Genomic DNA, 26,444 nt, shown 5'->3' with positions numbered 1-26,444 from the left:
GGGGGGGGGGGGGGGGGGGGGGGGGGGGGGGGGGGGGGGGGGGGGGGGGGGGGCGCGGCGCCCCCCCCCCCCCGCGGCGGGGGGGGGGGGGGGGGGGGGGGCCCGGCCCCCCCCCCCCCACCTCTGCGTACCCGGCGTCCACGTACACAGCGCACCGACTGATATGAATACCTCACCGCAGGCCATGTCCACGCGGATGCCAAGGGGGGCTCCGTGCGCAGGTGGTGGGCCGCCCGGTCACGACGCGCTCACCGCCCGGAGACGTTCATGAGAAGTCTCGATCCCACGGATCCCACCGCCGTCGGCGGCTACCCGCTGCTGGCACGGCTCGGGGAGGGAGGCATGGGGCAGGTCTTCCTCTCCCGTACGTCCTCCGGCCGGCCGCTGGCGCTGAAGACGGTGCGGAGCGAACTCGGCCGGGATCCGGGGTTCGAGGACCGGTTCGCGCGTGAGATCGCCAGCAGTGACCAGGTACGGTCACCGTGGACGGTCGCGGTCGTCGACTACAGCGCGCCGGGACAGCACCCGCAGTGGCTGGCCACGGAGTACGTCGCGGCGCCGACCCTCGCCGACTGGGTGCACCGGCACGGACCGCTGCCCGAGGCCGCGGTCCGCGCCCTCGGAGCGGAACTCGCCGAGGGACTGCGGGCCGTGCACCGGAGCGGGCTCGCGCACCGGGACGTGAAGCCGTCGAACGTGCTGCTCGGCCGCCGTCATCCGCTCCTGATCGACTTCGGTATCGCCCGCGCCGCCGACGACACCCGCCACACCCGCACGGGCGGCGTCATCGGCTCGCCCGGATACATGGCCCCCGAGCAGGTCACGGACGGGGCCGCGGCGGAGCCCGGCGACGTGTTCGCGCTCGCGGCGGTCCTGGTCTACGCGGCCACGGGGGAAGGCCCCTTCCTGCGCCGCGGGGAGGAGCCCTCGGCGGCGCAGCTGCTCTACCGGATCGTGCACGAGGAACCCCGGCTCGACGGCGTGCCGCCGTCCCTGCTGCCGGTGCTCGCGGCCTGTCTCCACAAGTCGCCGCAATCGCGCCCCACCGCGCAGGAGTTGCCGGCGCGGTTCGGGACCGGCACGCCGGAGTGGGCCGCCGTCCCGCCGCCGGGTCTGGCCGAGGACCTCGCCGCGCGGGAGGCCGAACTGCGGGCCCTGCTGGCGGCGTCGACCGCCGCCGAGCCGCCGCGGATCGCGCCCGCACCGCCGCCTGCGCCCGCACTGCCGCCGGGGTTCGGTCCGCCGCCGGCGTACGGTCCTGCGGCCGGAATCGGCACCGCTCCCCCCGCCGCCCCGAGGGGGCCGGCGCGGACCCGGACCGCGCTCGTGGCCGTCGGAGTGCCCGTCGTCGCGGCTGCCGTCGCCGTGGCGGTCTGGTGGGGCGGGGCCGGAGACGGGAAGGCCACGGACGGTACGTCCCCGTCGGCGACGCCCTCGCCCTCCGCGCCGTCCTCCCGCCCGGCCGCGGCGAACGCGCTGCCCGCGTCCTGGGTGGGGACCTGGCAGGGCACCGGCCCCGGCAGCACGGCGGGCGACGGCGTGTTCAGCGCCCGTACGACGAAGGTGTCCGTGACCCTCACCCTGCACGCGGCCGGACGGGGCGACCTCGTGGGCCGGCAGGTCAGTCATGTGACCGAGGCGGGCAGCGGGGACGACATCGGCTGCACCGAGACCCTGCGGTTGCAGGAGACGCACGCGACGTCGATGGTGTTCCAGGCCGTCACCAGCACTCCCACGGACCCTTCGCTGGGTGTGGTGTGCAGGTCCGGCAACGTCTACACCCTGTCCAAGCAGGGAGCGGACACCCTGGCGCTCGGCGACGAGGGCAGCCAGACGGCGGGCTCACCGACCCACCTGGAGCGCGTCACCTGACCGGCTGCCGCGGGGCGTTCACAGGGCCGTGCAGAGCAGCAGCAGGAAGCCGAGGGTGACGGGTACGACGGTCAGCGCGGCGCGCATCATCACGGCGGCGGCCTGCGGGCCGGTCGCGCGGTGGACGGCCGGGGCCATCACGGCCAGCAGGACCGGGAACGCGGCCAGGACGCCCGCGGGGAACGGGCCCAGGGCGCGGGCGGCGGTCATCGCGAGCGGGACCGTGACGGCGGACACCGCCATCCTCGTCCCGACCTCGCGGCCGCGGCGTGCACGGCGGGTGACGGGCCGGGCGGCAGCCGGCAGGGGCGGCCAGCTCGCGAGGCCGGCGCAGGTGACGGCCAGGGCGCCGACGGCGGTCAGCCACACGTTCGGGCAGGTGGCCGCCGCCACGGCGGCCACGGCTGTGGAGGTCAGCGCGACGGCGAGCGTCCGGGCCGGCCGCAGGGCGGGGGCGAGGCGCCCGTAGGCGAGGCAGAAGCAGGCGACGGCGAGTTGGGCCGCGACGAGGCCGCGCGCGGCTCGGGCGGCGGCGTCACTCCCGGAGTCCAGCCACAGGAGCATGACGAACGGCACCGACGTCACCGGCACTCCGAGCAGCAGCCCGCCCAGGCGCGGGCCGGAGCGACGTGCGACGGCGGAGACGAGCAGGACGAGACAGGGGGCGAGGGCGGTCCGCAACAGGATCTCCATGCTTTGGAGCCTGGCACCGATCGCGCCGACATTGGCTCGGACTTCTCGGCACTTCACGGCCTGCCGCTGTGGAAAAATCGGCGACATCGACACTCGACCGAGTTTTCCTGGGGGCGGGCCGTGGACCGTATCGACCGGCAGATCCTGACCATCCTGCTCGCGGACGGCCGGGCGACCTACCAGGACCTGGGCCGCCGGGTGCGGCTGTCGGCCAACACGGTCGCCGATCGTGTGCGCCGGCTGCGGACGGACGGGATCGTGCGCGGCTACCGGGCCGAGGTGGACCTCGCGGCGCTGGGGCGCGGCATGGCGCTGCTCAGTGACATCCGGCTGCGCGAGGGCGTCGACCGCACGGCCTTCGAGGCCCGGCTGCAGGATGTCCCGCAGGTCGTGGCCGCGATGCGGCTGACCGGGGACTACGACTACCAGCTGCGCGTCGCCTGTGCCGACGCCCGCGAGTTCGAGACCGTCGTCGACCGCCTCAAGGCCGACCTCGGGGTGCGGGAGGCGCGCAGCCGCCTGCTGCTGCACGAGGTCCCGCTCGGCCCGGACCGGCTGCTGAGCGCCTGACGCCCGCCCGGTTTCGCAGGCACGCGGCGCCGGACACACTGCCTCCCCGTGCCACCGTCCGAGGGTTCCACCGGCCGAGGTTCACCGAAGCGAACTCCGCGGCGGATGCGAACACCTCGCACCACAACCGGCTGCCCCGGAACGGCGATGCCACACGCGCGGTCTGTGCTTCTGCAACCACCGGCTCCCAGCCCTGGTCTGAACCAAAAAAGGAAACAAATGTTGACGGACTCGAACAGCGTGCGTAAGTTCCGGGCCGAGCCGAACTGAGAGCTGTGCCGCCGCACCCCGGTGCGGCCTCCCCCGTTCCAGCTTCGAAGGGACGTCCATGCCCGGATCCCCGTCCGCCCGGAATGTCATGACCTCACCAAGAGTCTGGTTACGGAGTCCGCGGGTCTCGGCCGTGCTGGCCGCCCTCGCACTCGCACTCGGGCTGCTGCTCGGGTTCCCGGCCGCCTCGCAGGCAGCCGGCTCGCTGCCCTGCGACATCTACGCCGCAGCGGGAACCCCGTGCGTGGCCGCGCACAGCGTGACCCGCGCGCTGCTCTCCTCCTACGACGGACCGCTGTACCAGGTGACCCGCGTGTCGGACGGGGCCACCGCCGACATCGGGCCGCTGGCCCAGGGCGGGTACGCCGACGCGGCGGCCCAGGACGCCTTCTGCGCCGCGGACGGCGGCTGCCGGATCACGAGGATCTACGACCAGAGCGGCCGGCACAACGACCTCACACCCGGGCCGGCCGGCACCTCCGGAACGGGCGCCGACCGGGGTGCCGACGCGTCCGAGATCGCCGTCACGGCGGGCGGCCACAAGGTGTACGGGCTCTGGATCTCGCCCGGTGTGGGCTACCGCTACACCGGTGTCGCCTCGGGTGTCGCAGTCAACGGGCAGCCCGAGGGCGCCTACATGGTGGCCAGCGGCACCCATGCCGGATCCGCCTGCTGCTTCGACTACGGCAACGCCGAGCGCACCCCGGCCGACACCGGCAACGGCCACATGGACGCCGTCTCCATCGCCACCACCTGCTACTTCGCGCCGTGCACGGGGAACGGCCCGTGGGTGGAGGCCGACCTGGAGAACGGCATGTTCCAGGGCGACAACGGCTCCAACACGGCGAACCGGGGCAACAGTTCCACCTTCGTCACCGCCGTGCTGAAGAACAACGGCCAGACCAGGTACGCGCTCAAGGGCGGCGACTCCCGGTCCGGGGCGCTCTCCACCTGGTGGGACGGGGCGCTGCCGACCCGGGGCGGATACCAGCCGATGCAGCAGGAGGGCGGCATCATCCTCGGCATCGGGGGCGACAACAGCAACTGGAACCGGGGGACCTTCTTCGAGGGCGTGATGGTCTCCGGCTATCCCACCGACGCCGCCGAGAACGCCGTCCAGGCGAACATCGTCTCGGTCGGCTACGACGGCGGGACGGACGTGCCGAACGGCCCGCAGGGGACGATCACCGGCCCCGGCGGCAAGTGCGTCGACGCCGCCGCCGACGACACCGGCACGAACGGGGCCGCCGTACAGCTGTGGGACTGCCAGACGTACGCCGAGGACCAGCACTGGACGCACAACCCCGACGGTTCGCTGTCCACCCTCGGGCGGTGCCTCGACATCGAGGGCAACGGCACGGCCGGCGGGGCGAAGCTGGAGCTGTGGGACTGCAACGGGGTCGGGGGCCAGAAATGGGTCCAGCAGGCCGACGGCTCCCTCCTCAACCCCCAGTCCGGACGCTGCCTCGACTCCCCCAGCGGCGCCACCGCCAATGGCACCCGCCTGCAGATCTGGGACTGCAACGGCTCCGGCGCACAGAAGTTCGCGGTGAACGGCGGCGGGCCGGTCAAGGGCCCGGGCGGCACGTGCGTGGACGTCGCCGCCGACGACACCGGGGGCGACGGCGCCGCCGTCCAGCTGTGGGGCTGCCAGTCGTACGCGATCGACCAGCACTGGTACCACGGATCGGACAACTCCCTGGCCACGCTGGGGCGTTGCCTGGACATCGTGGGCAACGGCACGGCGAACGGCACCAAGGTCGAGTTGTGGGACTGCAACGGGGTCGGCGGCCAGAAATGGGTCCAGCAGGCCGACGGCTCCCTCCTCAACCCCCAGTCCGGACGCTGCCTCGACTCCCCCAGCGGCGCCACCGCCAACGGCACCCGCCTGCAGATCTGGGACTGCAACGGCTCCGGCGCACAGGCCTTCGGGCTGACCTGAGCGCCGGTTCCGGCGCGCCCTGCCGACGGCGGGGCGCCGCCGGCGGCGGTGTCACTGCTCGGGCAGCGGGCCACCGTACGCGCCCCAGGACACGAGTGAGCGTGCGTCACCGGTGACCGCCCGGCGGAAGGTCTGGCCGTACCGCTTCAGTCCCATGCGGCGTACGAGCCTGTCCTCGCACTCGCCGCGCAGCGCCGCCATCTCCGGTGTGCCGCGCTGCGGATGGCCGACCGTCTCCCAGAAGCGGGCCGCCGCGCCGAAGGCGTAGGCGGCGGCGGGTTCCTCGCCCGCGTCGCCCAGGGCGATGGCGAGGAGGTCCATGACCATGGCGATGCCGAAGGCGTCCCCGATGTGCTGCTTGGCGTCGAGAGCGGCCCGCGCGTGCCGTACGGAGTCGTGCGGCCGGCCGGCGAGGAAGGCGATGAGGGCCAGCTGGTGTTCCGCGTAGGAACGGGTCCAGTACTCGTCCAGCGCGGCGCAGAGGTCGCGGAGTTCGAGGGCCTCGTGCCGGGCCTGGTCCAGTCGGCCGGAGCCGGTGAGCCCGAAGACGTGGACCAGGCGGCACAGCGCCGTCGGCGCGGTCAGCTGTTCCGGGCGGGTGCCGGTGGCGGCGGGTTCCGTCGTCTCGACGCCGCTCACCGCGGCGAGGGGGCGCCCTTCCAGCAGGTGCAGCAGGCCGTCCAGGTAGGCGGCCCGCCACAGCCCTTCGGCGTCGAAGGCCTCGGCGGCGGCGCGCCGGCACGCGGCGGCCGTCTCGTGCGCGGCGGCCTGCTCGCCCTGCAGCGTGAGGGTCAGACCCAGGCTCCACAGCCCCTGCACCCAGGTCTCGTCCCGGTCCCGGGCGGCCGGCACGGTCGCGGTCTGCAGATACTGGCGGGCCTCGTACAGGTAGCCGGAGCAGACCCAGAAGAAGGTGACGTTGCCGAGCATCTCCAGCGCCGCGGCCGGGTCGGTCGCCAGGAGGTGGTCGGCCGCCAGCCGGATGTCGGAGTGGAGGAACCCGATCCGCCGGTACCAGTTGCGCTGCGCCGGACCGAACCACTCGCGATGGGCCTGCCGGGTCTGGGCCAGCACGTACTGGGCGTGGCGGTGGGCCAGTTCCTGCTCGGCGCCGAGCTCGGCCAGCCACATCCGGCCGTACTCGCGCACCGCGTCCAGCATCCGGTACGCCCCGTCCTTGCGGACGACGACGGACTTGTCGCACAGCGAGACGAGGGTCCACCCGACATCGCCCGGCGAGAGCGGGCCGCCGCCGGCCAGCTGTCCTGCGAGCTCGTCGTCGAAGGAGGCGGGCAGGTAGGACAGCCGCGTCCACAGCAGCCGCTCCTGCGGGGTGCACAGCTCGTGGCTCCAGCCGATGGTGGTGCGCAGGGCCGCGTGCCGGGGCGGCCATCTGCGCGTCGGCGCCGGGGGCAGGTCCACCGCCCGGTACGGGCCCGCGCAGAGGTCCGGCAGCGACATGCTCCGTAACTGCCCGGCCGCGAGCTCCAGCGCCAGCGGCAGCCGTTCCAGCTGTTCGCACAGGCTCGCGGCCAGTTGCCGGTCGCTGTCGTCGACGAGCGGGCTGTCCGCCGCCGCGGCACGGTCGGCGAACAGGGCGACCGCTTCCTCGGCCGAGGCGAACGGCTCGATCTCGACGACCGCCTCGCCGCGCACCCGCAGCGGCTCCCTGCTGGTGGCCAGGATGCGCAGGTTCGGGCAGGCCGTCAGGAGATCACCGGCCAGGTCGCGGCACTCGGCGGGCAGGTGCTCGCAGGAGTCGAGCACCAGGAGCGTCCTGCGGTCGCCGATCCACGCGCAGACCGCGTCCGCCGGCAGCCGCGGGGTGTGGTCGGACAGACCCAGCGCGTCGGCGACGCTGGCCGCCAGCAGGTGTGCGTTGCGCACCGGGGACAGGTCCGCCCAGGCGACCTCCGTGCCTGCCCCGGCCGCCGTGCCCAGGGCCACGACCCGCTGGGCGAGCCGGGTCTTGCCGACACCGCCCGCGCCGCTGAGGGTGACCAGCCTGTTCCCGCCCATCGCCGCGGCGATCCGGTCGAGTTCAGCCACCCGGCCGACGAAGGAGGTTTCCGCGTCCCACATCATCCACACCATGCGCCCATCCTCCTGGCGGGCCGCCGCGCGGTGATCCGGTCAGGGCTTTGCCACGTCCCCCGCTCCCCCGGCCTCTACTCTGGAACGAGCCCTGCCATGAGCGCGCGAGGTTCACCCCTCCGAGTGAACCGGTGATCGTGACCGCATACCGGGGGCCGGTCACTCGCCGCCGGTCGTGTCCTGGTCGTCCATGCGGGCCAGCCAGGTGGTGAGCAGCGTTTCGAGCGACTCGGCCTCGGCGGGGGTCAGCAGGTCGACCAGGCGGCGTTCGTTGCGCATGTGGTCGGTGAAGGCCCGGTCGACGAGCTCGCGCCCCGGTGTGGTCAGGGCGACGATGCGGCCGCGCTGGTCGTCGTCGGAGCGGCGGCGGGTGACGAGTCCGGCCCGTTCGAGGCGGTCGATCCGCTTCGTCATCGCGCCGGTGGTGACCATGGTGTGCGCGGCGAGCTCGCCCGGCGCCCTCTCGTAGGGCTCCCCGGCACGGCGCAGGGCGCACAGGACGTCGAACTCCCCCTCGCTGAGGCCGTAGCGGCCGTAGACGAGGCAGAGTTCCTCGGTGAGCCGGCCGGCCAGGCGGTGCAGCCGGCCGATCACCCCCTGCGGGCCGACGTCGACGTCGGGCCGCTCGCGACGCCAGTCGGCCTGGATGCGGGCCACGCGGTCGATGGGTTCACCGTGCTTCATGCCCCCACAATACCTTCCCGGGAAGCTATATTAGTTTCCATGGAAGCCAATTTGCGCTGGGTAGCGGTCACCGCGGTGGCGCCGGTGGCCTGGGGTGCCAACTACTACGTGACACACGAGTTCCTGCCGGCCGACCGCCCGCTCTACGGGGCCGCCCTGCGGGCGCTGCCCGCGGGGCTCGTGCTGCTGGCGCTGCGCAGGCAGCGGCCGCGCGGTGCGTGGTGGTGGCGGTCGGCGGTGCTCGGGCTGCTCAACATGAGCGTGTTCTTCGTCCTCGTCTACGCGGCCTCCCAGCTGCTTGCGACGAGCGTGGCCTCGACCGTCATGGCGGTGTCCCCGCTGACGATGATGCTCATGGCCTGGCCCCTGGTGTCCGAGCGGCCCCGGCCCGCCCAACTGGCCTGCGCGGTGCTCGGACTCGGCGGGGTCTGCCTCATGCTGCTCACGGGGGTGCAGGGCACGAGCGGGCCGGGGGTCCTGGCCTCGGCCGCCGCCATGCTGGTGTCGGCCTTCGGGCACGTCCTGACCAAGCGGTGGAGTGCCGGTACCGACGTGCTCGCCTCGACCGCCTGGCAGCTCACGGCCGGCGGCCTCTTCCTGCTGCCGGTCGCCGCGGCGGTGGAGGGTCCGCCGCCCGCGCTCTCCGCACCGGCGCTGCTCGCGTTCGGCTACGTCTCCCTGGTCGCCACCGCGCTGGCCTTCGTCGCCTGGTTCACCGGGCTGCGGCACCTGCCGGCGGGAACGGTCGGACTGATAGGCCTGCTCAACCCCGTCACGGGCGTCCTGCTCGGCACGGCGCTCGCCGGCGAGGTGCTGACCGGCCGGCAACTGTGCGGACTCGTGCTGGCCCTGGCCGGAGTCGTCCTGGGCCGGCCAGGGCGGCAGAGCCGACCCCTCCCGGAAGCGAGTCGGCCGCCTCTCCGGGAAGCGAACCGGCCGCCTCTCCGGGAAGAGAGCCGGCCGCCCTCCCGCCACGGGTCAGAGCGCCGAGGACGTCTCCTCTCCTGACGCGCTGCCCGTGAGCCACTGGTCCCAGCCCAGGTTGAAGTCGGCATAGCCGTTGTCGGCCGGGGCCTTGCCCCGAGGCGAGCCGGTGATGGTGACGGGGTCGCCCTGCTTGACCTGGCCGTAGAACCACTTCGCGTCCGACAGCGACAGGTGGACGCAGCCGTGCGAACCCCGGGCGCTGCCGCTGCCCGGGTTGGGGTCGCCCGTCGAGTAGTGCACGTAGGTGCCCGACTGGGTGAGGTGGACGTCCCAGGGCAGCGTCAGGTCGTAGAAGTTGGGGCTGCCCTTGTCGCAGCTGATGCCGACGCTGCAGGAGGTCATGTGGACCTTCTCCTGCTTGTCGATGACGGCCATCGTGCCGTCCCACGTCGGGTACTGGGCGCTGCCCGCGTTGATCGACAGGGTGCGCACGGTCTGGCCGTTGCGGGTGACCTTCATGGTGTGGCCGGTCACCGAGACGTCCGCCCGCACGTCGTCGCCGATCGTGAAGGTGTGCGTGTAACCGTGCACGCCGTAGCGCCCGTTGCCGTTGCTGACGCCCGTCATGTCGGCGTCGATCTTCACCTTCGTACCGGAGGGCCAGTAGGTCTTCGGCCGCCAGTCGGCGCGCCGGTCGCCCATCCAGTGCCAGGCACCGACCACCGGCTGCGACGTACTGACCTTCAGGTGCTTCTCGACGTTCGCCTGTGCCTTGGCCGCCACCGGGTTCGTGAAGATCACCGAGATCGGCATGGCCACGCCGACGGTGGTGCCCGTCTGCGGGGTGATCGTGTCCAGCAGCATCGGCGGGCCCGCGGGCTTGGTGGGACTGGGCGAGGCGCTCGTGCTCGGCGTCCCGGACGCCTTCGCGTCGTCCCCGCTCGCCTTGTCGCTGCCGCCCCCGCCGCCGCAGGCGGTCACCCCCACCAGCATTGCGACCGTACCGACTGCGATGCCTATGCCGCCCTTGCGCCGTCCCACACCCTGCCCCACTCACTCGTCTCGCTCTGCGGCCTCTACAGGCCCCACTGTCCGTCAGACTGCTGCAGCACGGGTTCCAGTTCCCCGGGGGACGTAAAACATGGATCAAGAATCGGACGGACGGCGACCGGCGCGGTCCGGCCGGCGCCGTGCGCGGAGATGCGCGGCAGCGAATCAGGAGTGCCGGGCGCCCGCCACGGGGTCCGTCGTCACCGGCCCCGCCCCCGCCCCGGCGCGCACCACCCGGACGCGCGATTCATGTAGCAGCCATCGTTCTATAACGTCCGGCAACACCCGTACGTCCGACAGGTGTTGGACGTAACAGCTCGGCAAATTCCTTCCGTGCGTTGGCCCGGAGTTCACCAGCCGCACCTGACGCACCGCACCGCCCTGGGCCCACAGTGAACGGCGGCCCGTCCTGGTGGCCGGGCCTGCCGTCACTCCCGCAAAGGCCTTCCTGCCGGAGGGCCCGAGAAAGGAGCAGTCATGGCCGAACTGACCCGTCGCAGACTCCTGGGCTCCGCCGCCGGCGCGCTCGGCGGCGCCGCGGCCCTCTCCCTCCTGCCGCCCAGCGTCCAGAAGGCCGTCGCCGCCGAGCCGCCGAAGAACGGCTCCCTGCACGACATCGAGCACGTCGTCATGCTGATGCAGGAGAACCGGTCCTTCGACCACTACTTCGGCACCCTCTCCGGCGTCCGCGGCTTCGCCGACCCGCACGCGCTGAAGCTGGACGACGGACGGTCCGTCTTCTACCAGCCCGACGCCGTCAACCCCAAGGGCTACCTGCTGCCCTTCCACCTCGACACGCACAAGTCGAGCGCCCAGGCCATCCCCTCCACGAGCCACGCCTGGTCGGTGCAGCACCAGGCCTGGAACAACGGCAAGATGGACCAGTGGCTGCCCGCCCACCGCAAGGCCGACGGCGTCAACGGCCCCTATGTGATGGGCTACTACACCCGCAAGGACATCCCCTTCCAGTTCGCCCTCGCGGAGACCTTCACCATCTGCGACAACTACTTCTGCTCGGTGTTCGGCCCGACCTGGCCCAACCGCCTGATGTGGATGACCGGTTCGATCGACCCGGGCGGCACTCAGGGCGGTCCGATCATCAGCAACGTGGCGCCCACGCCGTACCGCTGGACCACGTACGCCGAGCGCCTCCAGGCCGCCGGGATCAGCTGGAAGGTGTACCAGGAGGAAGACGACTACGGCACCAACATGCTGGAGCAGTTCGCGTCGTTCAAGAACGCGCAGCCCGGCTCCGACCTGTACGAGCGGGGGGTACGGCCGCAGCCGCACGGCACGTTCGAGGACGACGCGCGCAACGACCGGCTCCCGACGGTGTCGTGGATCTGCCCGACGAGCTACCAGTCGGAGCATCCGGACTACCTGCCGGCCGCGGGTGCCGACTACGTGGCGTCGAAGATCGAGGCCATCGCGTCGAACCCGAAAGTCTGGCGGAAGACCGCCTTCATCCTCAACTACGACGAGAACGACGGCCTGTTCGACCACGTGGCGCCGCCGACCCCGCCCGCCGGCACGAAGGACGAGTTCATCCAGGGGCTGCCGATCGGCGGCGGGTTCCGGGTCCCGGCGATCATCGTCTCCCCGTGGACCGTGGGCGGCTGGGTGGCCTCGGAGGCCTTCGACCACACGTCGGCGCTGCAGTTCCTGGAGCGGTTCACCGGCGTCGAGGAGCCGAACGTCAGCGACTGGCGGCGGGAGACCTTCGGCGACCTGACCACCGCGTTCCGCTTCCGCGACGCCCGCCCGCGCGCGCCCCGGCTCCCCGACGACACCGCCGAGCAGCTGGAGAAGGCGCAGGAGGAAGTGGCCACGCTGCCCAAGCCGACCCTGCCCGGCGCCGACCAGTCCTTCCCCCGCCAGGAGAAGGGCCACCGCCCGCACGTCTGACCGCCCGCGCACGACGTCCAGTCACGACGTCCTGTGCACGACCGTCCTGTGCACGAAGACAGGACCGAGGGCCGACCCCGCCCGCCGGTACGAACGCTCCGGTGGGCGGGGTGCCGGGGATCCGGACCACCCGGGACACCCGGGGGCACCCGGCGAGCTAGGCCTGGGCGGCCGGTTCCAGTGCCGCGGCGGCCGCGGCGGCCGCCGAGGAGTCCTGGCCGTAGAAGATGTCGATGTCGACCTCCTCGCCGCCCATCGTCAGCGTGTCCCAGGCGCCGCTGAGGACGAGCATGCGCAGGGTCGCGGGCTGCAGGGTGCGCAGTCGTTCCAGGATCGCCTCGTCGTCCGGCATGCCGGACAGACGGGCGGCCAGCCGGTCGCGGATGGCCTGCATGCGCTCCAGCAGCGTCTTGGTGTCGGCCTCCCGGTCCGGGTCCTCGGGGATCCCGTCGATGCCGTGGCCGATGATGTCCTTGATCGCCCAGGTGACGCCCCGGTCGTCGGTGGTGACCATCGCCTTCCAGGCCCGGCTCTTGTGCCGGTACTGCAGCATGGACATCGCCGCCTCGTGGCGGAGGAAGTCGGCGTCCCGGAACGACCTGCCGTTCCACGCCCCGTTGAGGGAGCGGGCCAGGGATATGGCTGAGGCGAGACCGCTGTTGAGGCCGCGGCCCGGCCAGAAGTGGATCGAGTTGGCGGCGTCGCCCAGCAGGAAGCCGTACGTGCCGGGCGAGGTGGTGGTGGGCGGCAGCAGCTCGGCCGAGAACCGCGGGCGTTGCACCATGTCCAGGCGGAAGCTGGTGACCGCGGACAGGTCGTCGGCCTCGACGCCGAACAGCAGCAGCCCCTCCTGCACCCGCCGCCACAGGGCAGAGCCCTTGACGAGGGCGGGCAGGAACAGCGTGCCGTGCGTCGAGCACTGGAAGTCGCCGTACTCGTCGCGGTCCATCAGGCAGGGCCGGGAGGCGATGCACTCCTCGAAGACGCGCCGGACCGGGTCCAGGCCGATCACCTCGGCCGCCTCGGCGTCGGTCAGCCGCATGTTGAGGAAGCCCTCGCCGCGCAGCGAGTTGAGCAGGAAGCGGTTCTGGGCGACGGTCAGCAGGACCGCCATGGGGTCGGTCAGGCCGGACTTCACGCGCAGGCCGAGGACGACGTCCTGGAGGTGGCGGCCGTCGAGGGAGTAGATCGACTCGTCGGCCTTGCCGAACCGGGCGGCGAAGTGCTCGCGGGTGCGCGACCGGCCGCCGTCGCAGATCGCGAGCACGTGCTGGGAGGCGAGCGCCTCCTGCTGCTCCGCCGGGTCGAACCGGGCGGGTACGAGGCGTATCCGGTCCCGCTTCTCGTTGGCCAGCTCCAGCAGGCGGTCCTCTATGTAGGCGATGCGCATGTTGCGCGGGCTGTGCTCGCCGACCGAGTCGGGGCCCGAGGGCCACATCTCCGTGAAGTGGTCCGGGTCGAAGAGGCGGGCCTGTACCTCCTCGGGCCACGCGAGGTACTGGCGGCTCTGCACGGTCACCACCTGCTGGCGCCGTACGTTGCCCTCGTCCTTGCTCTTCCAGACGACGGTACGGCCCTGCTTGCGCCACCTGCCGTCATAGACGGTGATCTTCACCTGCGACCCGAGGAAGTGCTCCAGGAGCAGGGCGAGGGACAGCCCGACGGGGCCGCCGCCGGCGACGGTGACCTGGAGTACGGGTCCCTTCTCGCTCGCCTGCCCGGCGTGCGTGACGGACCGGGGCAGGGAGAGCGCCATCAGCGTCTCCATGGCGTCCGCCACCTCGAAGCGGAACTCCTGGTCGCCGAGGGCGATCTCGTCACCGGGCTGCAGCAGCCGGGACTCCACCTCCTCCCCGTTGACCAGAGTGCCGTTGCTGCTCTCCAGGTCGTGCAGTACGTAACCCTTGTCCTCGTCGAAGACGATCTCCGCGTGGAAACGGGAGACGCTGAGACTGGAGATGACGACGGTGTTCTCCGAGTTGCGCCCAAAGGTGACGCGGGTGTCCAGGACCGGGATGCGCTCCCCCGCCAGCAGACCTTCGAGCCCGACCAGCACCGGTGCCACGGCACTTCCTTCCAGGAGTCATTGATCTCGACATCACTGCGGCACCGCCGGACACTGCCACGCACGTCCACGCCGGGCGGCAGTCAACCGGCGGAACAGCGACACGCTTGACATGTTGTCGAACCGTGAGGTCGATCGATTGCGACGGCGCCACGGTTCTCCTGGCGGCGTCCGGCCTTCCTCACCAATTCGCCCCCATCCGGGAGCTTATACTTGCGCAGCCAAGCAGTTCCAGTGGGCGCGACGCTGCGATGTCGCGTCGGCGCGGCGGGAGTTCGCCTTTTCGGCCAGGCATGCAGCGGGAGCCGCCGTCCGGACCGGAACGCGACGCGGGCCGGGCGGTCACCGCCCGGCCCGCGTGTCCCGCCGGTCGTGCGATCAGCCGGCGTGGCCGTCCGAGCGCTTGCGGTGCAGGCTGAAGGTCTCGAAGACCGACAGGTCGCCGTTCGGCTTGTTCACGTTGTAGTACGTGACGTGCATCCGGGTGGTGTCACCGGGGTGCCGGCCGGGGTCGACGGTGAACGCCGCGAAGCCGTAGGGGTGTTCGACGTCCCGGACGCCGACCCACACCGCCTTCTCCTGGACGTAGGTGGAGGTGCGCTTGCCGTTCGAGCCGGCCGTCGCCGACACGGCGGTGATCACCTTGCCGGTGCCGTCGTTGAAGAACTTCTGGTTCGTGGTGCCCGAGACACCGCCGCCGCCGAGGATCATGTGCACGGTGCCCAGGTTGGCGTCGATGTCGTCGGTGGCCTGGGAGACCGGGTTGGGCGTCAGCGTCTCGCTGCCGTTCACCACGCCGCGCACGGCCAGCGAACGCTCGTAGTTGTGCTCGTGGCCGCAGAGCACCAGGTCGACGCCGTACCGGTCGAACAGCGGGCCGTACTTCTCGCGCAGGCCGAGGTCGGCGCCGTTGGCGTCCGAGGAGCTGACCATGACCTGGTGCATGGCCACGACCACCCAGTCGACGTCCTTCGAGGAGCGCGCCGCCTTCAGTTCCTTCTCCAGGAAGGCGAGCTGGCGGCCGCCGGAGTAGCCGCTGATGTAGACGTCGCCGCCGTCCTGCAGGCAGTTGTCGTCGTTCTGCAGCACGATGACCCGCACCGAGCCGGCCGTGAACGCGTACCACAGGTTCGCGAGTTCGGCGTCGGTCTCGGTGGAGGGCAGCGAGAAGTACGCCTGGTAGGCGCCGAGGCCAAGCGGGCCGTTGGCCTTCTCGATCTCGTGGTTGCCGGCCGCCGGCATCCAGGGGCGGAAGCGCGCCGAACGGGTGTTGTTGGTGAAGAAGTTGTTCCAGGTGCGCACCCGGTCGACGTCCAGGTTGGCGTAGCAGAGGTCGCCGTTGAGGAGGTGGAACAGCGGGGCGACCTGCTCGATGCCGGTGACGATGTCCTTCGTCGCGGGCGTGGAGTTGGCGTCCAGGCCGACGCTGCCGTCGGCCGCCCAGGTGACCTGCGGGGCGGACTGGTCGCCGAAACTGGTGAAGGTGACCGGCCGGCGGCCCTGCGGAGCCGTGCGGAACGTGCCGCTGTCGGGGGTCGCCCCCTCGTGCGTGGCGAGGTAGAGGTAGTCCGTGTCCGGGGCGAGCCCCTTCAGCAGGGCGTGGTGGACGTAGACGGTGCGGTTCGAGGTGCCGTCGACATAGGTGACGGTCTGGGCCTTCTTGCTGGAGCCGAAGCCGTGCTCCAGGGTGCCGTAGCGCACGACCGGCTTGGTCACCGGGCGGTCCGTGATCCACGACACCGTCATCTGGGTCCGCGGGTCCGCCCCGAAGGTCAGGTGCAGGCCCTGGACGGGGGGCGCGCCGGAGGAGTCCGCGGTGAGGTGGAAGGCCGGAGCGGCGAGCGGGGCGGCCTGTGCGGTGCCCGCCCCCAGCAGGCCGGTGGCGGCCGCGCCGGCCCCCGCGGTACCCAGCAGGCCCAGCGCGTGACGGCGGCTGAGCCCCTCCGGGCCCTCCGCCGATCTGTCCTCTGTCGACTCTGTGTGTGTGGTCATGACGCCCTCCCGACGAGCAGCTGAGCAGACAACGACCGCACCCTTGCCCAGCCCAACTGCTGCCACATGAACACCACATGGCCACCTGGCCATCACATGTCAGGCATCCGGCCGACCGGACCGGCTCCTGCCCGTACCTTTACCGGCCGCCGCCCTGCCCTTGACCTCCGGGGGGTCCGACACCCCGGCACCTGACGTGCGCCGGCCGGGGCCGGACCGGCTTGTAACATGCTGGTCCGACCCTGGAGGACATGGATGCGCGCCGGTGACCACGCCGACTCCCTCGACCGGGCGACGAAGGAATTCGTCGCGGCGCGTCCGCAGCTCTTCGGCATCGCCTACCGTGTGATCGGCAGCGCCGTGGAGGCCGAGGACATCGTCCAGGAGGCGTGGGTGCGGTGGCAGAACACCGACCGTACCGACGTCCACGAGCCGGCCGCCTTCCTGGCCACGGTGACCACCCGGCTGGCGATCAACTTCACGCAGTCGGCCCGGGTGCGCCGGGAGTCGTACGTCGGGCCCTGGCTGCCCGAGCCCGTCGACACGCGGCAGGACCCGCAGCTGGGCGCCGAGCGCGCGGAGGCGCTCGACATGGCGGTGCTCTTCCTGCTGGAGAAGCTGAACCCGGTGGAGCGGGCCGCGTACGTGCTGCGGGAGGCGTTCGACTACACGTACCGGCGGATCGCGGACATCGTGGAGACCAGCGAGGCCAACGCCCGCCAGCTGGTGAGCCGGGCCCGCAAGCGGCTGGCGGCGGAGCGCAGGGAGCCGGTCGGCTCCGCCGAGCACCGGCGCTTCCTGGAGGTCTTCCTCGCCGCCGCGCAGAACGGCGACCTGTCGGTCCTGGAGGAGGTCCTCACCGAGGACGTGGTCAGCTACACCGACGGGGGCGGCATCCGCGGAGCGTCGAAGATCCCGGTGTCCGGGCTGGCGCACGTCTCCCGGTACCTGGTCGCCTTCGCCCCGCGGTTCTGGCCGCAGGCCCAGGTGCGGTGGGTCGAGGCCAACGGCAGCCCGGCCGTCCTGGTCTCGGCCTCGGGAACCCCGGTGGCGCTGCTGTCGGCCGACGTGTCGGCGCGCGGAATCGAACGTCTCCTGTGGGTGATGAACCCCGCGAAGCTCGCTCCCTACGTGGCGTCGCTGGACGGGTGACGCACCCGTTTCCCCGGATTCCCGGAGCGCGTGTGTCACAGCTGCGGGGGCTGCCCGGTCTCTTCTGTCGGAAACACCAGAAGGATCGCGAGAGGAATCCCGTCATGAAGGTCGTAGTCATCGGTGGTACCGGGCTCATCGGCTCGAAGCTGGTCCGCAGGCTCGGCGAGCAGGGGCACGAGGCGGTCGCCGCCGCACCGAGCACCGGCGTCGACACCCTGACCGGCGAGGGTCTGGCCGAGGCGCTGGAGGGCGCCGCGGTCGTGGTCGACGTGTCCAACTCCCCGTCGTTCGAGGACCAGGCCGTCATGGACTTCTTCCGTGCCTCCACGGCCAACCTCCTCAAGGCGGAGGCCGAGGCCGGGGTGCGGCACCATGTGGCGCTGTCCGTGGTGGGCACCGACCGGTTGCAGGGCAGCGGGTACTTCCGGGCCAAGCAGGTTCAGGAGGAGCTGATCGAGGCGTCCGGCATCCCCTACACCGTCGTCCACGCGACCCAGTTCTTCGAGTTCGCGAAGGGGCTCGCCGACGGGGTCACCGAGGGCGACACCGTGCGGCTGCCCGCCGGGCGGATCCAGCCGATGGTCTCCGACGACGTGGCCGCCGCCGTGGCCCGCGCCGCGGCCGGCGCCCCGGTGAACGGCGTGGTGGAGACCGGCGGCCCGGAGAGCTTCGAGCTGGAGGAGTTCATCCGGATGGGGCTCGCCGCCCAGGACGACCCCCGCAAGATCGTCACGGACCCGCAGGCGACGTACTGGGGTGCCGAGCTCCAGGAGGACACGCTCCTGCCGGGCCCGGACGCGGACCTCGGCGAGGTCAGGTTCGCCGACTGGCTCGCCGGGCAGCGGTAGGGCCTGCCCCGCGGGGGTCCGGTGCGGACGCCGGGCCCCTGCTCGGTGTTCCGGCGGCCTACGACGCGCCGACCAGCACCATGGTGACGCACAGCGCCATCGCCGCGGTGACCAGGAGCATCGCGGTCAGCGTGCCGCGCAGCCACCGTCCGAAGCGGGCGTGGTGCCGCTGTTCCACCGCGCTGACACTGGCGGCGATGTGCTCCGTCACCATGTGGGCCACGTAGGCCTGTTCCTGGAGGTACCAGCGCTCGATGTCCGCCTTCTGCTCCCGGGTGAGCCCCGGTTCGCGGGCGACGAACGCCGAGACGCGCCGGCGTGCCGCCCTCAGATGGGCCTGCTGGTAGAGGTAGTCCTGGATGTCGGTCAGGCCGCGGGCGGCCTCCTCGCTCGTGTCCATGGTGTGCTCCACAGGTGAGGCGGCGGCTGTCCGGCCGGTCGCGGGGTACGCGCATCGGCGCCGGGAGGGAGAGCTGCGCGCACGAACGTATCGAGCCGGGACTGGTCGGGGCCGGCGGTCTCGCGAACGCCGTAGAGCGGGAGCAAGCGGTGTGAACGTCCAGCGTGGCAACTTCCGCACGCGGTCGCAAGGGTGTCGGCACCGTACGGCGGCGGGGTGTTCGGCCAACTACGTCAGTTGACGGAATCGATCACGCCGGCCGGCGTCTAGCTTTCTCCGTGCGGCCGCGACGGCCGGCCGCGACGGAGGAGGGGCCATGAGTACGGAACCGAGGAACGTCGTGCTCGTCCACGGAGGCTTCGTGGACGGGTCCGGATGGCAGGGGGTGTACGACGCCCTCAAGGGGGACGGGTACCACGTGACCGTCGTCCAGAACCCGACGCTGTCGCTGGAGGGGGACGTCGCCGTGACGCGGAGGGCCCTCGACGCCCAGGACGGTCCGGCGGTCCTGGTGGGGCACTCCTACGGCGGTGCCGTGATCTCCGAGGCGGGCAACCACCCGAAGGTCGCGGCGCTCGTGTATGTCGCGGCGTTCGCGCCCGACAAGGGCGAGTCGGTGAACTCCCTCATCGCCGACCCGCCGCCCGACGCTCCGGTGCCGCCCATCCTGCCGCCGCAGGACGGCTTCCTCTTCCTGGACCGCGAGAGGTTCGCGGACTCCTTCGCCGCCGACGTGCCCGCCGAACTGGCCGCGTTCATGGCCGATTCGCAGGTCCCGTGGGGTGTCGACGCCCTCGGCGGGGCTGTGTCGGAGCCCGCCTGGCGGGTGAAGCCGAGCTGGTACCTGGTCGCCGCCGACGACCGGATGATCCCGCCGCCGGCGCAGCGGGCGATGTCGGAGCGGGCGGGATCGCAGGTCGTCGAGGTACCCGGCAGCCACGCGGTGTACGTGTCGAAGCCCGCCGAGGTGGCCGCACTGATCAAGCGGGCCGCGGCGGGCTGATCCCGCGGCCTCGGACGGACGTCCCGGATCCGGGCATGCGGCGCCCGCGGTCCCGGCCGGCGCATGCCCGGCGGCCCCGTCCCGGCGTAGGGTACGGGGGTCGGTAAGGAGACGCGCATGGACGGTGCCGGTCATCCGCCGGCGGGGTCGGCGGGGCGGCTGGTCGGGCGCGAGTACGACCTCGGCCTGATCCGGGGATTCGTCGACGAGGCCCGCAGTTCGGGCGGTGCGCTGCTGCTGTCCGGGGAGGCCGGTGTCGGCAAGACGGTGCTGCTGGACGCCGCGGCCTCGTACGCCCGGGACGTGGGCACGCAGGTCGTCCGTGCCGCCGGTGTGGAGTTCGAGAGCACCGTGAGTTTCGCGGGACTGCATCAGGTCCTGCATCCGCTGCTGGCCGGGCTGGAGCGGCTGGCCGAGCCCTATTGCGGTGCGCTGAGTGTCGCGCTGGGGCTGGCGCAGGGGGCGCCGTCCGACCAGCTGCTGGTGTCGAACGCGGCGCTGACGCTGCTCGTCCGGGCCGCGGAGGAGCGCCCGCTGCTGGTGGTCGTGGACGACCTGCCGTGGCTGGACCGGGCCAGCGCCGTGGTGCTGGGCATCGTCGCCCGCCGTCTGAACGGCAGCCGGGTCGGCTTCCTCGGCGCATACCGGGTGGACGAAGGGACCTTCTTCGCATCCGGCTGGGTGCCCGGCCACGACGTACGGCCGCTGGACGCGACCGCGGCGGCAGTGCTGATCCAGGACCGTTTCCCGGCTCTGGCGCCGCGGGTGCGGGAGCGGCTGCTGGCCGAGGCGCAGGGCAACCCGCTGGCCCTGCTGGAGCTGCCCATCGCCCTGAGCGACACACGGCACCCCGCGGCCCGGGTCCCGGAGGTGCTGCCGCTGAGCCGCCGGCTGCAGGCGGTGTTCGCGTCCCGGGTGGCGGCGCTGCCCGCCCCGACCCGGTCGCTACTGCTGTACGCGGCCCTGGACGGCAGCGGTGACCTCCAGGTCCTGGCGGCGGCCGGGACCGATCCGACGGGCGTGCGGGACCTGGCCCCCGCGGAGCGGGCGGGGCTGGTGCACGTCGACGACGGTGCCGGCCGGCTGAGGTTCCGCCACCCCCTCACCCGTTCGGCCGTCGTGGAACTGTCGACGAGCGCCCAGCGCCGTGACGTACACCGTGCCCTGGCCGAGATCCGGGCCGACCGGCCCGAGCGCCGGGCGTGGCATCTCGCCCACGCCACGGTCCAGCCCAGCGAGGACGTCGCCGCGCTCCTCGAACAGGTGGCGCGCGACGTCGTGCGGCGCGGTGACGCGGGCGGTGCCGTCGCCGCGCTGCTGCGCGCCGCGGAGCTGAGTCCGCGCGGCTACGACCGCAGCCGACGGATCGCCGAGGCCGCGTATCTCGGTGCGGATCTGACCGGTGATTTGCGGGACGTGCCGAGGCTGCTGGAGGAGGCCCGCAGGGCCGACGGCGGACGGGCCGGGCCGCTGGTCGCCGCCGTCGCGGCGGCCCATCACATCCTGCTCAGCGGCGAGGGCGACCTCGGCACCGCCCACCGGCTGCTGGTCGGCGCGATCGAGATGCAGCACCAGCCGTACGACGCGGCCGACACCGCGATGCTGGAGGCGCTGCACAACCTGACCTGGGTGTGTCACGCCTGTGAGCGTGCCGAGGTGTGGGAGCCGGTGCACCGGGCGGTCGGCCTGCTGAAGCCGGCGGTCCCGGACCTGCTGGCGGTGAGTGTGGGCACCCTGGCCGACCCGGCCAGGGCGGGCCGGACCGCGCTCGACAGGCTCGACGCGCTGCTGGCCTCGCTCGACCGGGAGCGGGACCCGGTCCGGGTCATCCGGGCCGCCGTGACCTCCCTCTACGTCGACCGGCTGCCGCAGTGCAGGACCGCGCTGCGACGGGTGCTCAGGGAGGGGCGGGACAGCGGCTCGGTCACCGTGGAGATCCAGGCGCTGGTGTTCCTGGGCCGGGACTGTTTCGCGTCCGGCGGATGGGACGAGCTGGAGCGGCAGGCCGACCAGGGCCGCCGGCTGGGCGAGGCGCACAGTTACCAGCTGATGTCGGCGGAGTTCCGGTACCAGCAGGCGCTGGTCGCGGCCGCGCGCGGCGACGAGGCGGCCGTCCGGGCGCTGACAGACGAGATCGTCCTGTGGGCGCGACCGCGCGGGATGGACTTCCTGCTGTCCGGCGCCGCGCACGCGCGGGCGCTCGCCGCGCTCGGCCGGGGCAGGTTCGAGGACGCCTACCGGCACGCGTACGCCATCAGCCCCGCGGGCGAGCTGGCCTCGCACGTTCCGGCCGCGCTGCAGGTGGTCCTCGACCTGGTCGAGTCCGCGGTCCGCACGGGCCGTCTCGGGGAGGCGGCGGCCCACGTCGCCGCGGTGCACGACGCCGGTGTCGCCGGGATCTCGCCCCGGCTCGCCATGATCGCCAAGGCGTCGGCGGCGCTCGTCGCCGACGACACCGAGGCGGTCGGGCTGTTCGAGGAGGCGCTCTCAATACCGGGCACCGACCGCTGGCCGTTCGACCTGGCCCGGGTGCGGCTCGCGCACGGCGAACGGCTCCGGCGGGCGAAGTCCACCACCGCGGCCCGCAGCCACCTCGGTGCCGCGCTCGACGCCTTCGAGAACCTCGGCGCGCGCCCCTGGGCGGCCCGGGCCGGCAACGAGCTGCGCGCCACGGGGCTGGCCGTCGGGCCGGCCGGCGGCACGGGGCCGGCCTCGCTCACCCCGCAGCAGCGTGAGATCGCCCTGCTCGCGGCGGCGGGCCTCACCAACAAGCAGATCGGCGAACGGCTCTTCCTGTCTCCGCGTACCGTCTCCACCCACCTCCACCAGCTCTTCCCCAAGCTGGGCGTGGCCTCCCGCGCGGCACTGCGCGACGCCCTGGGCGACGGCGAAGAAGCCTGACCGACGTGATCCGGGAAGCCGGTCCCTGCCGTGCTCGGGAGCGGGCGTCCACCACGTCGTCAGGCCGGCAGGTCCTTGCCGCTGCCCGGCTCACTCCCGCCCGGACCGGCGGGCGGCCGTACCAGGCCGGTCAGATGCCGTCCTTTCCCCTCACGCAGGGCTCGTGACAGCCCCAGCGCAGCCGTTCGCACGGCCGGAGCCAGTTGGGCGGGGCGGAACCGAGCCAGGGGAACCGCCAGCGAGATGGCCGCCACCGCGATCCCGCCGCCGTCGAAGACCGGGGCGGCGATGCAGGTCACGTCCCCGGTCGCTTCCTGCTCCTCATAGGCGAGCCCGGATGCCTGGACCTGCTCGATGACCGTGCGCAGGCGCAGCGGGTCGCTGATCGAGTGGGGGGTGAGCCGCTGCAGCGGAGCGGCCAGGACCTCCTCGACCAGCTCCGCCTCCGAGAAGGCGAGGAGCGCCTTGCCGACGCCGGTGCAGGTGAGGGGAAGCCGGCCACCGATGCGGGACGGCAGTTCCACCGCACCGTGCCCGTGGATCCGTTCGACGTAGACCACCTCGTGGCCTTCGCGGACCCCCAGGTGCACGGTTTCGTGGGTTGCTTCGAAGAGGTCCTGGAGGTAGGGCAGCGCCGTCTCCCGCAGACTGCTGCGCCGGGGGACGAGCGAGCCCAGTTCGAAGAGCCTGCCGCCCAGCCGATAGCTGTCGCCGTCACGCTCCAGGAGCCGGAGCCGGACCAGATCGCCCGTGAGACGGAACGCGGTGGTCTTGGTCAGGCCGGCCTTCCGGGCCAGCTCGGACAGCCGAAGGGGGCCGTCACCCGGCGCGAAGCAGTCCAGAAGGGCTACCGCTTTCTCCAGCATGTTTCCCGAGGAAGTGTTCCGTGGCATGGAACAGACTTTGCCACCCGGGATCGCGGCGGCCTATACCGGAGCACGCGGGCGCCCGCCGGGGCAGCTGCCCGTCCCCCCCGTTCCGAGGAGCCACATGTCCGTCTCCACCCCTCCGACGCCCGCGGCCGTTCGCGCCGCGGAGACGCTCGCCGAGGCCGAGCGCACCGGGATCCCGTGTCCCCCGGTGCGAAAGCTGTTCGCCTCCGACGATCTCGACACCGCCTACGCCGCCCAGCGGGTCAACACGGAACACGCGCTCGCCGCGGGGCGCCGCGTCGTCGGTCGCAAGATCGGCCTGACGTCCCCGGCCGTGCAGGCGCAACTGGGCGTGGGCCAGCCGGACTTCGGTGTCCTCTTCGCCGACATGGCCGTACCCGACGGCGGGGAGGTGCCGGCCGGGCGGCTGCTGCAGCCGAAGGTCGAGGCCGAGGTCGCCCTCGTCCTCGGCAGCGATCTGCCGCACCGCGACTGCACGCTCGCGGACGTACTGCGTGCGACCGACTTCGTGCTGCCCGCCCTGGAGATCGTCGACAGCCGGGTCGAGAACTGGGACATCAGCATCACCGACACCATCGCCGACAACGCCTCCAGCGGCCTGTTCGTCCTCGGCGGTCCCCTGCGCCTCCTGGCCGACCTGGACCTGCGCGGCGTGACGATGACCATGAGCCGGGGCGGGACCGAGGTCTCCACGGGCTCCGGCACCGACTGCCTGGGCAGTCCGCTGAACGCCGCGGTCTGGCTGGCGTCCACCCTCGCGGCCATGGGCGACCCGCTGCGCGCCGGGGACATCGTTCTGACGGGCGCGCTCGGCCCGATGGCCCCCGCCGCACCGGGCGACGCCTTCCTCGCCGACGTCACCGGCCTGGGCTCGGTCTCGGTCCGCTTCGCCCCCGCCACCGCACCGGAAAGGACCTCCGCATGACGACCGGGAACCGCACCAAGGTCGCCGTCATAGGCTCCGGCAACATCGGCACCGACCTCATGATCAAGGTGCTGAGGCTGTCGGACACCCTGGAGATGGCGGCGATGGCCGGCATCGACCCCGACTCGGACGGTCTGGCCCGCGCCCGCCGGCTGAAGGTGGCCACCACTCACGACGGCATCGACGGGCTGGTGCAGCTGGACGAGTTCGCCGAGGTGGACATCGTCTTCGACGCGACCTCGGCGGGCGCGCACCGCCGTCACGACGAGGTCCTGCGCGAGCACGGGCGCACGGTGATCGATCTGACCCCCGCCGCGCTCGGGCCCTTCGTCGTACCGCCCGTGAACCTGGAGGAGCACCTCGACGCGGCCAACGTCAACATGGTCACGTGCGGCGGGCAGGCCACCATCCCGATCGTCGCCGCCGTGGGGGCCGTCACGCCCGTGCACTACGGCGAGATCGTCGCCTCCATCGCCTCCCGCTCGGCCGGACCGGGCACCCGCGCGAACATGGACGAGTTCACCGAGACCACGTCCTCGGCCGTCGAGAAGGTCGGCGGTGCCGCCCGCGGCAAGGCGATCATCATCCTCAACCCGGCCGAACCACCGCTGATCATGCGGGACACCGTGCACTGTCTGGTCTCCGACTGCGACACCGGTGCGCTCACCCGTTCGGTCGAGGAGATGGCCGACAAGGTCCGCGCCTACGTCCCCGGCTACCGGCTCAAGCAGGACGTCCAGTACCGACCGGTCGCCGACGACGACCCGCTGCGCTCCCTGCTGCCCGCGGGCGAGCACACCCGGCCCGCCCTGCGCGTCTCGGTCTTCCTGGAGGTGGAGGGGGCTGCCCACTACCTGCCCAGGTACGCGGGGAACCTCGACATCATGACCTCCGCCGCCCTGCGCACGGGCGAGCGGATGGCCGCCCTCACCAGCGCCCAGGGAGCCCGGCGATGACCACCACCGTCCAGCCGCTCTACGTCCAGGACGTCACCCTGCGGGACGGCATGCACGCCGTCCGGCACCGCTACACCGTCGAGCAGGCCCGCACCGTCGCCGCCGCCCTCGACGCCGCCGGTGTGGCCGCCATCGAGATCGCCCACGGCGACGGGCTGGCCGGCTCCAGCGTCAACTACGGCATCGGGGCGCACACCGACTGGGAGTGGATCGAGGCCGTCACGGACGCCGCGCACCACGCGGTGCCCACCACACTGCTGCTGCCCGGCATCGGCACGATCCACGAGCTCAAGCAGGCCCGCTCCCTGGGCATCCGTTCGGTGCGCATCGCCACCCACTGCACCGAGGCCGACATCTCCGCCCAGCACATCGCCGCCGCACGCGAGCTGGGCATGGACGTCGCCGGGTTCCTGATGATGTCCCACATGGCCGAGCCCGCGGAACTCGCCCGCCAGGCCAGGCTCATGGAGTCCTACGGCGCTCACTGCGTCTATGTCACCGACTCCGGCGGCCGCCTCACCATGGACGGCGTCCGCGACCGCTTCCGCGCCTACCGCGACGTCCTGGACCCGGCGACGGAACTGGGCATACACGCCCACCACAACCTGGCCCTGGGAGTCGCGAACACCGTGGCGGCCGTGGAAGAGGGCGTCACCCGCGTCGACGCCTCCCTCGCGGGCCAGGGTGCGGGCGCGGGCAACTGCCCCCTGGAGGCGTTCATCGCGGTGGCCGACCTGATGGGCTGGCAGCACGGCTGCGACCTCTTCCCCCTGATGGACGCCGCCGACGATCTCGTACGACCGCTGCAGGACCGCGAGGTGCGGGTGGACCGCGAGACCCTCAGCCTCGGCTACGCCGGCGTCTACTCCAGCTTCCTGCGCCACGCGGAGACCGCCGCCGCGCTCTACGGCCTCGACACGCGCAGCATTCTGGTCGAGGTCGGCCGGCGCAAGCTGGTCGGCGGCCAGGAGGACATGATCACCGACGTGGCCCTGGACCTCGCGGCGGCCCGCGAGAAGGCCGCCTGACCGAGTGGCTGAGGGCTCGGAGGTCTGCGAACCCCCGCCGCCGTGACCGGGGGGCGGGGCCGGATCCCCCGACCCGCGGGAATCGGCAGACTCCGCAGAGCACCCGGGCAAAGAAGGAAATCGTAGGTCCCGCGGGTCCCGGACACTCCGGAACAAGGATTTCCTGCCTCGGAGACAATCCCGTGTCCACCACCTGCAGCACGCCGTGAGGGCTACGTAACTCCCCCTTATTCCCGATGACTTCGTTCGGCAATCGCCGCTGGCTGAAGTG

At 72.5% G+C, this 26,444-nt stretch carries 20 protein-coding genes; 12 read left to right on the top strand and 8 right to left on the bottom strand.

Annotated features, from left to right (window positions below; translation table 11 throughout):
• Positions 1-267: 267 nt before the first annotated feature.
• A complete protein-coding gene (locus ACIQVL_RS37985; protein ID WP_403477633.1) occupies positions 268-1,872 on the top strand; it encodes a serine/threonine-protein kinase in 1,605 nt (534 codons plus the stop codon).
• 18 nt (positions 1,873-1,890) lie between these two features.
• On the opposite strand, the gene ACIQVL_RS37980 is transcribed toward ACIQVL_RS37985, so the two are convergent.
• Positions 1,891-2,565 carry a hypothetical protein gene (locus ACIQVL_RS37980; RefSeq protein ID WP_403477632.1) on the bottom strand — a complete coding sequence of 225 codons (675 nt, stop codon included), beginning with the start codon at positions 2,563-2,565 and terminating at the stop codon, positions 1,891-1,893.
• A 120-nt stretch (positions 2,566-2,685) separates the two neighbouring features.
• On the opposite strand from ACIQVL_RS37980, the gene ACIQVL_RS37975 reads away from it, so the two are divergent.
• Positions 2,686-3,135 carry an Lrp/AsnC family transcriptional regulator gene (locus tag ACIQVL_RS37975; RefSeq protein ID WP_403425350.1) on the top strand — a complete coding sequence of 150 codons (450 nt, stop codon included), beginning with the start codon at positions 2,686-2,688 and terminating at the stop codon, positions 3,133-3,135.
• A gap of 358 nt (positions 3,136-3,493) precedes the next feature.
• Entirely contained in the window at positions 3,494-5,347 is a 1,854-nt protein-coding gene (locus ACIQVL_RS37970) for an arabinofuranosidase catalytic domain-containing protein (RefSeq protein WP_403477631.1), read from the top strand.
• A gap of 51 nt (positions 5,348-5,398) precedes the next feature.
• On the opposite strand, the gene ACIQVL_RS37965 is transcribed toward ACIQVL_RS37970, so the two are convergent.
• Together ACIQVL_RS37965 and ACIQVL_RS37960 are read right to left on the bottom strand one after the other, a co-directional pair.
• Complete coding sequence (locus ACIQVL_RS37965; RefSeq protein WP_403477630.1) at positions 5,399-7,441, bottom strand: ATP-binding protein; 2,043 nt, start codon at positions 7,439-7,441, stop codon at positions 5,399-5,401.
• A 159-nt stretch (positions 7,442-7,600) separates the two neighbouring features.
• Positions 7,601-8,125 carry a MarR family winged helix-turn-helix transcriptional regulator gene (locus ACIQVL_RS37960; RefSeq protein ID WP_403425353.1) on the bottom strand — a complete coding sequence of 175 codons (525 nt, stop codon included), beginning with the start codon at positions 8,123-8,125 and terminating at the stop codon, positions 7,601-7,603.
• 39 nt (positions 8,126-8,164) lie between these two features.
• Here ACIQVL_RS37960 and ACIQVL_RS37955 point away from each other — a divergent pair, with 39 nt between their 5' ends.
• Positions 8,165-9,133, top strand: coding sequence for an EamA family transporter (locus ACIQVL_RS37955; protein ID WP_403425355.1), 969 nt, complete (start codon positions 8,165-8,167; stop codon positions 9,131-9,133).
• Here the strand turns inward: ACIQVL_RS37955 and ACIQVL_RS37950 are convergent.
• Positions 9,104-10,045 carry an Ig-like domain-containing protein gene (locus tag ACIQVL_RS37950; RefSeq protein WP_403426237.1) on the bottom strand — a complete coding sequence of 314 codons (942 nt, stop codon included), beginning with the start codon at positions 10,043-10,045 and terminating at the stop codon, positions 9,104-9,106. The genes ACIQVL_RS37955 and ACIQVL_RS37950 overlap by 30 nt on opposite strands.
• Positions 10,046-10,579: 534 nt before the next feature.
• Between ACIQVL_RS37950 and ACIQVL_RS37945 the strand changes: the two genes are divergently transcribed.
• Positions 10,580-12,007, top strand: a complete 1,428-nt coding sequence (locus tag ACIQVL_RS37945; RefSeq protein WP_403425356.1) for an alkaline phosphatase family protein — start codon at positions 10,580-10,582, stop codon at positions 12,005-12,007.
• 157 nt (positions 12,008-12,164) lie between these two features.
• On the opposite strand, the gene ACIQVL_RS37940 is transcribed toward ACIQVL_RS37945, so the two are convergent.
• Both ACIQVL_RS37940 and ACIQVL_RS37935 read right to left on the bottom strand, forming a co-directional pair.
• Entirely contained in the window at positions 12,165-14,072 is a 1,908-nt protein-coding gene (locus ACIQVL_RS37940) for an FHA domain-containing protein (protein ID WP_403425359.1), read from the bottom strand.
• A gap of 378 nt (positions 14,073-14,450) precedes the next feature.
• Complete coding sequence (locus ACIQVL_RS37935; protein WP_403425362.1) at positions 14,451-16,064, bottom strand: purple acid phosphatase family protein; 1,614 nt, start codon at positions 16,062-16,064, stop codon at positions 14,451-14,453.
• A gap of 255 nt (positions 16,065-16,319) precedes the next feature.
• Here ACIQVL_RS37935 and ACIQVL_RS37930 point away from each other — a divergent pair, with 255 nt between their 5' ends.
• Both ACIQVL_RS37930 and ACIQVL_RS37925 read left to right on the top strand, forming a co-directional pair.
• Positions 16,320-17,216 (top strand): RNA polymerase sigma-70 factor, encoded by an 897-nt coding sequence (locus tag ACIQVL_RS37930; protein WP_403425364.1) that lies wholly within the window; start codon positions 16,320-16,322, stop codon positions 17,214-17,216.
• A 104-nt stretch (positions 17,217-17,320) separates the two neighbouring features.
• Positions 17,321-18,067 (top strand): SDR family oxidoreductase, encoded by a 747-nt coding sequence (locus tag ACIQVL_RS37925; RefSeq protein ID WP_403425366.1) that lies wholly within the window; start codon positions 17,321-17,323, stop codon positions 18,065-18,067.
• A 58-nt stretch (positions 18,068-18,125) separates the two neighbouring features.
• Here the strand turns inward: ACIQVL_RS37925 and ACIQVL_RS37920 are convergent, their stop codons facing one another.
• On the bottom strand, positions 18,126-18,467 hold the full coding sequence (locus ACIQVL_RS37920) for a hypothetical protein (protein WP_403425368.1): 342 nt from the start codon (positions 18,465-18,467) through the stop codon (positions 18,126-18,128).
• Between the two features lie 316 nt (positions 18,468-18,783).
• On the opposite strand from ACIQVL_RS37920, the gene ACIQVL_RS37915 reads away from it, so the two are divergent.
• On the top strand, positions 18,784-19,470 hold the full coding sequence (locus ACIQVL_RS37915) for an alpha/beta fold hydrolase (protein WP_403477629.1): 687 nt from the start codon (positions 18,784-18,786) through the stop codon (positions 19,468-19,470).
• A 117-nt stretch (positions 19,471-19,587) separates the two neighbouring features.
• Entirely contained in the window at positions 19,588-22,371 is a 2,784-nt protein-coding gene (locus tag ACIQVL_RS37910; protein WP_403425371.1) for an ATP-binding protein, read from the top strand.
• Positions 22,372-22,430: 59 nt separating this feature from the next.
• On the opposite strand, the gene ACIQVL_RS37905 is transcribed toward ACIQVL_RS37910, so the two are convergent.
• Positions 22,431-23,237, bottom strand: a complete 807-nt coding sequence (locus ACIQVL_RS37905) for an IclR family transcriptional regulator (protein WP_403426240.1) — start codon at positions 23,235-23,237, stop codon at positions 22,431-22,433.
• 124 nt (positions 23,238-23,361) lie between these two features.
• Here ACIQVL_RS37905 and mhpD point away from each other — a divergent pair, with 124 nt between their 5' ends.
• Genes mhpD through dmpG form a run of 3 tightly spaced genes read left to right on the top strand, consistent with a single transcriptional unit; the run spans position 23,362 to position 26,173 of the window.
• The gene (gene mhpD, locus ACIQVL_RS37900) at positions 23,362-24,189 is read left to right on the top strand and encodes a 2-keto-4-pentenoate hydratase (protein WP_403425373.1); all 828 of its coding nucleotides are present in this window, start codon (positions 23,362-23,364) and stop codon (positions 24,187-24,189) included.
• Complete coding sequence (locus ACIQVL_RS37895; protein WP_403477628.1) at positions 24,186-25,145, top strand: acetaldehyde dehydrogenase (acetylating); 960 nt, start codon at positions 24,186-24,188, stop codon at positions 25,143-25,145. Before mhpD ends, ACIQVL_RS37895 begins: the two co-directional genes overlap by 4 nt.
• Positions 25,142-26,173 carry a 4-hydroxy-2-oxovalerate aldolase gene (gene dmpG / locus ACIQVL_RS37890; RefSeq protein WP_403477627.1) on the top strand — a complete coding sequence of 344 codons (1,032 nt, stop codon included), beginning with the start codon at positions 25,142-25,144 and terminating at the stop codon, positions 26,171-26,173. Before ACIQVL_RS37895 ends, dmpG begins: the two co-directional genes overlap by 4 nt.
• Positions 26,174-26,444 lie beyond the last annotated feature (271 nt).

Source organism: Streptomyces sp. NPDC090499 (assembly GCF_044769305.1).
Taxonomy (GTDB): domain Bacteria; phylum Actinomycetota; class Actinomycetes; order Streptomycetales; family Streptomycetaceae; genus Streptomyces.
Note: the sequence above shows the minus strand (reverse complement) of the source record. Positions and strands in the feature narration are given on the sequence as shown.

Excerpts from the sequence above, each read along its gene's own strand:
- ACIQVL_RS37955 (WP_403425355.1), top strand. The coding sequence starts at position 8,165 with ATGGAAGCCAATTTGCGCTGGGTAGCGGTCACCGCGGTGGCGCCGGTG.
- ACIQVL_RS37945 (WP_403425356.1), top strand. The coding sequence starts at position 10,580 with ATGGCCGAACTGACCCGTCGCAGACTCCTGGGCTCCGCCGCCGGCGCG.
- dmpG (WP_403477627.1), top strand. The coding sequence starts at position 25,142 with ATGACCACCACCGTCCAGCCGCTCTACGTCCAGGACGTCACCCTGCGG.
- ACIQVL_RS37910 (WP_403425371.1), top strand. The coding sequence starts at position 19,588 with ATGGACGGTGCCGGTCATCCGCCGGCGGGGTCGGCGGGGCGGCTGGTC.
- ACIQVL_RS37905 (WP_403426240.1), bottom strand. The coding sequence starts at position 23,237 with ATGCTGGAGAAAGCGGTAGCCCTTCTGGACTGCTTCGCGCCGGGTGAC.
- ACIQVL_RS37920 (WP_403425368.1), bottom strand. The coding sequence starts at position 18,467 with ATGGACACGAGCGAGGAGGCCGCCCGCGGCCTGACCGACATCCAGGAC.
- ACIQVL_RS37930 (WP_403425364.1), top strand. The coding sequence starts at position 16,320 with ATGCGCGCCGGTGACCACGCCGACTCCCTCGACCGGGCGACGAAGGAA.
- ACIQVL_RS37985 (WP_403477633.1), top strand. The coding sequence starts at position 268 with ATGAGAAGTCTCGATCCCACGGATCCCACCGCCGTCGGCGGCTACCCG.
- ACIQVL_RS37915 (WP_403477629.1), top strand. The coding sequence starts at position 18,784 with ATGAGTACGGAACCGAGGAACGTCGTGCTCGTCCACGGAGGCTTCGTG.
- ACIQVL_RS37980 (WP_403477632.1), bottom strand. The coding sequence starts at position 2,565 with ATGGAGATCCTGTTGCGGACCGCCCTCGCCCCCTGTCTCGTCCTGCTC.
- mhpD (WP_403425373.1), top strand. The coding sequence starts at position 23,362 with ATGTCCGTCTCCACCCCTCCGACGCCCGCGGCCGTTCGCGCCGCGGAG.
- ACIQVL_RS37950 (WP_403426237.1), bottom strand. The coding sequence starts at position 10,045 with ATGCTGGTGGGGGTGACCGCCTGCGGCGGCGGGGGCGGCAGCGACAAG.
- ACIQVL_RS37960 (WP_403425353.1), bottom strand. The coding sequence starts at position 8,125 with ATGAAGCACGGTGAACCCATCGACCGCGTGGCCCGCATCCAGGCCGAC.
- ACIQVL_RS37935 (WP_403425362.1), bottom strand. The coding sequence starts at position 16,064 with ATGACCACACACACAGAGTCGACAGAGGACAGATCGGCGGAGGGCCCG.
- ACIQVL_RS37965 (WP_403477630.1), bottom strand. The coding sequence starts at position 7,441 with ATGGTGTGGATGATGTGGGACGCGGAAACCTCCTTCGTCGGCCGGGTG.
- ACIQVL_RS37925 (WP_403425366.1), top strand. The coding sequence starts at position 17,321 with ATGAAGGTCGTAGTCATCGGTGGTACCGGGCTCATCGGCTCGAAGCTG.
- ACIQVL_RS37970 (WP_403477631.1), top strand. The coding sequence starts at position 3,494 with ATGACCTCACCAAGAGTCTGGTTACGGAGTCCGCGGGTCTCGGCCGTG.
- ACIQVL_RS37895 (WP_403477628.1), top strand. The coding sequence starts at position 24,186 with ATGACGACCGGGAACCGCACCAAGGTCGCCGTCATAGGCTCCGGCAAC.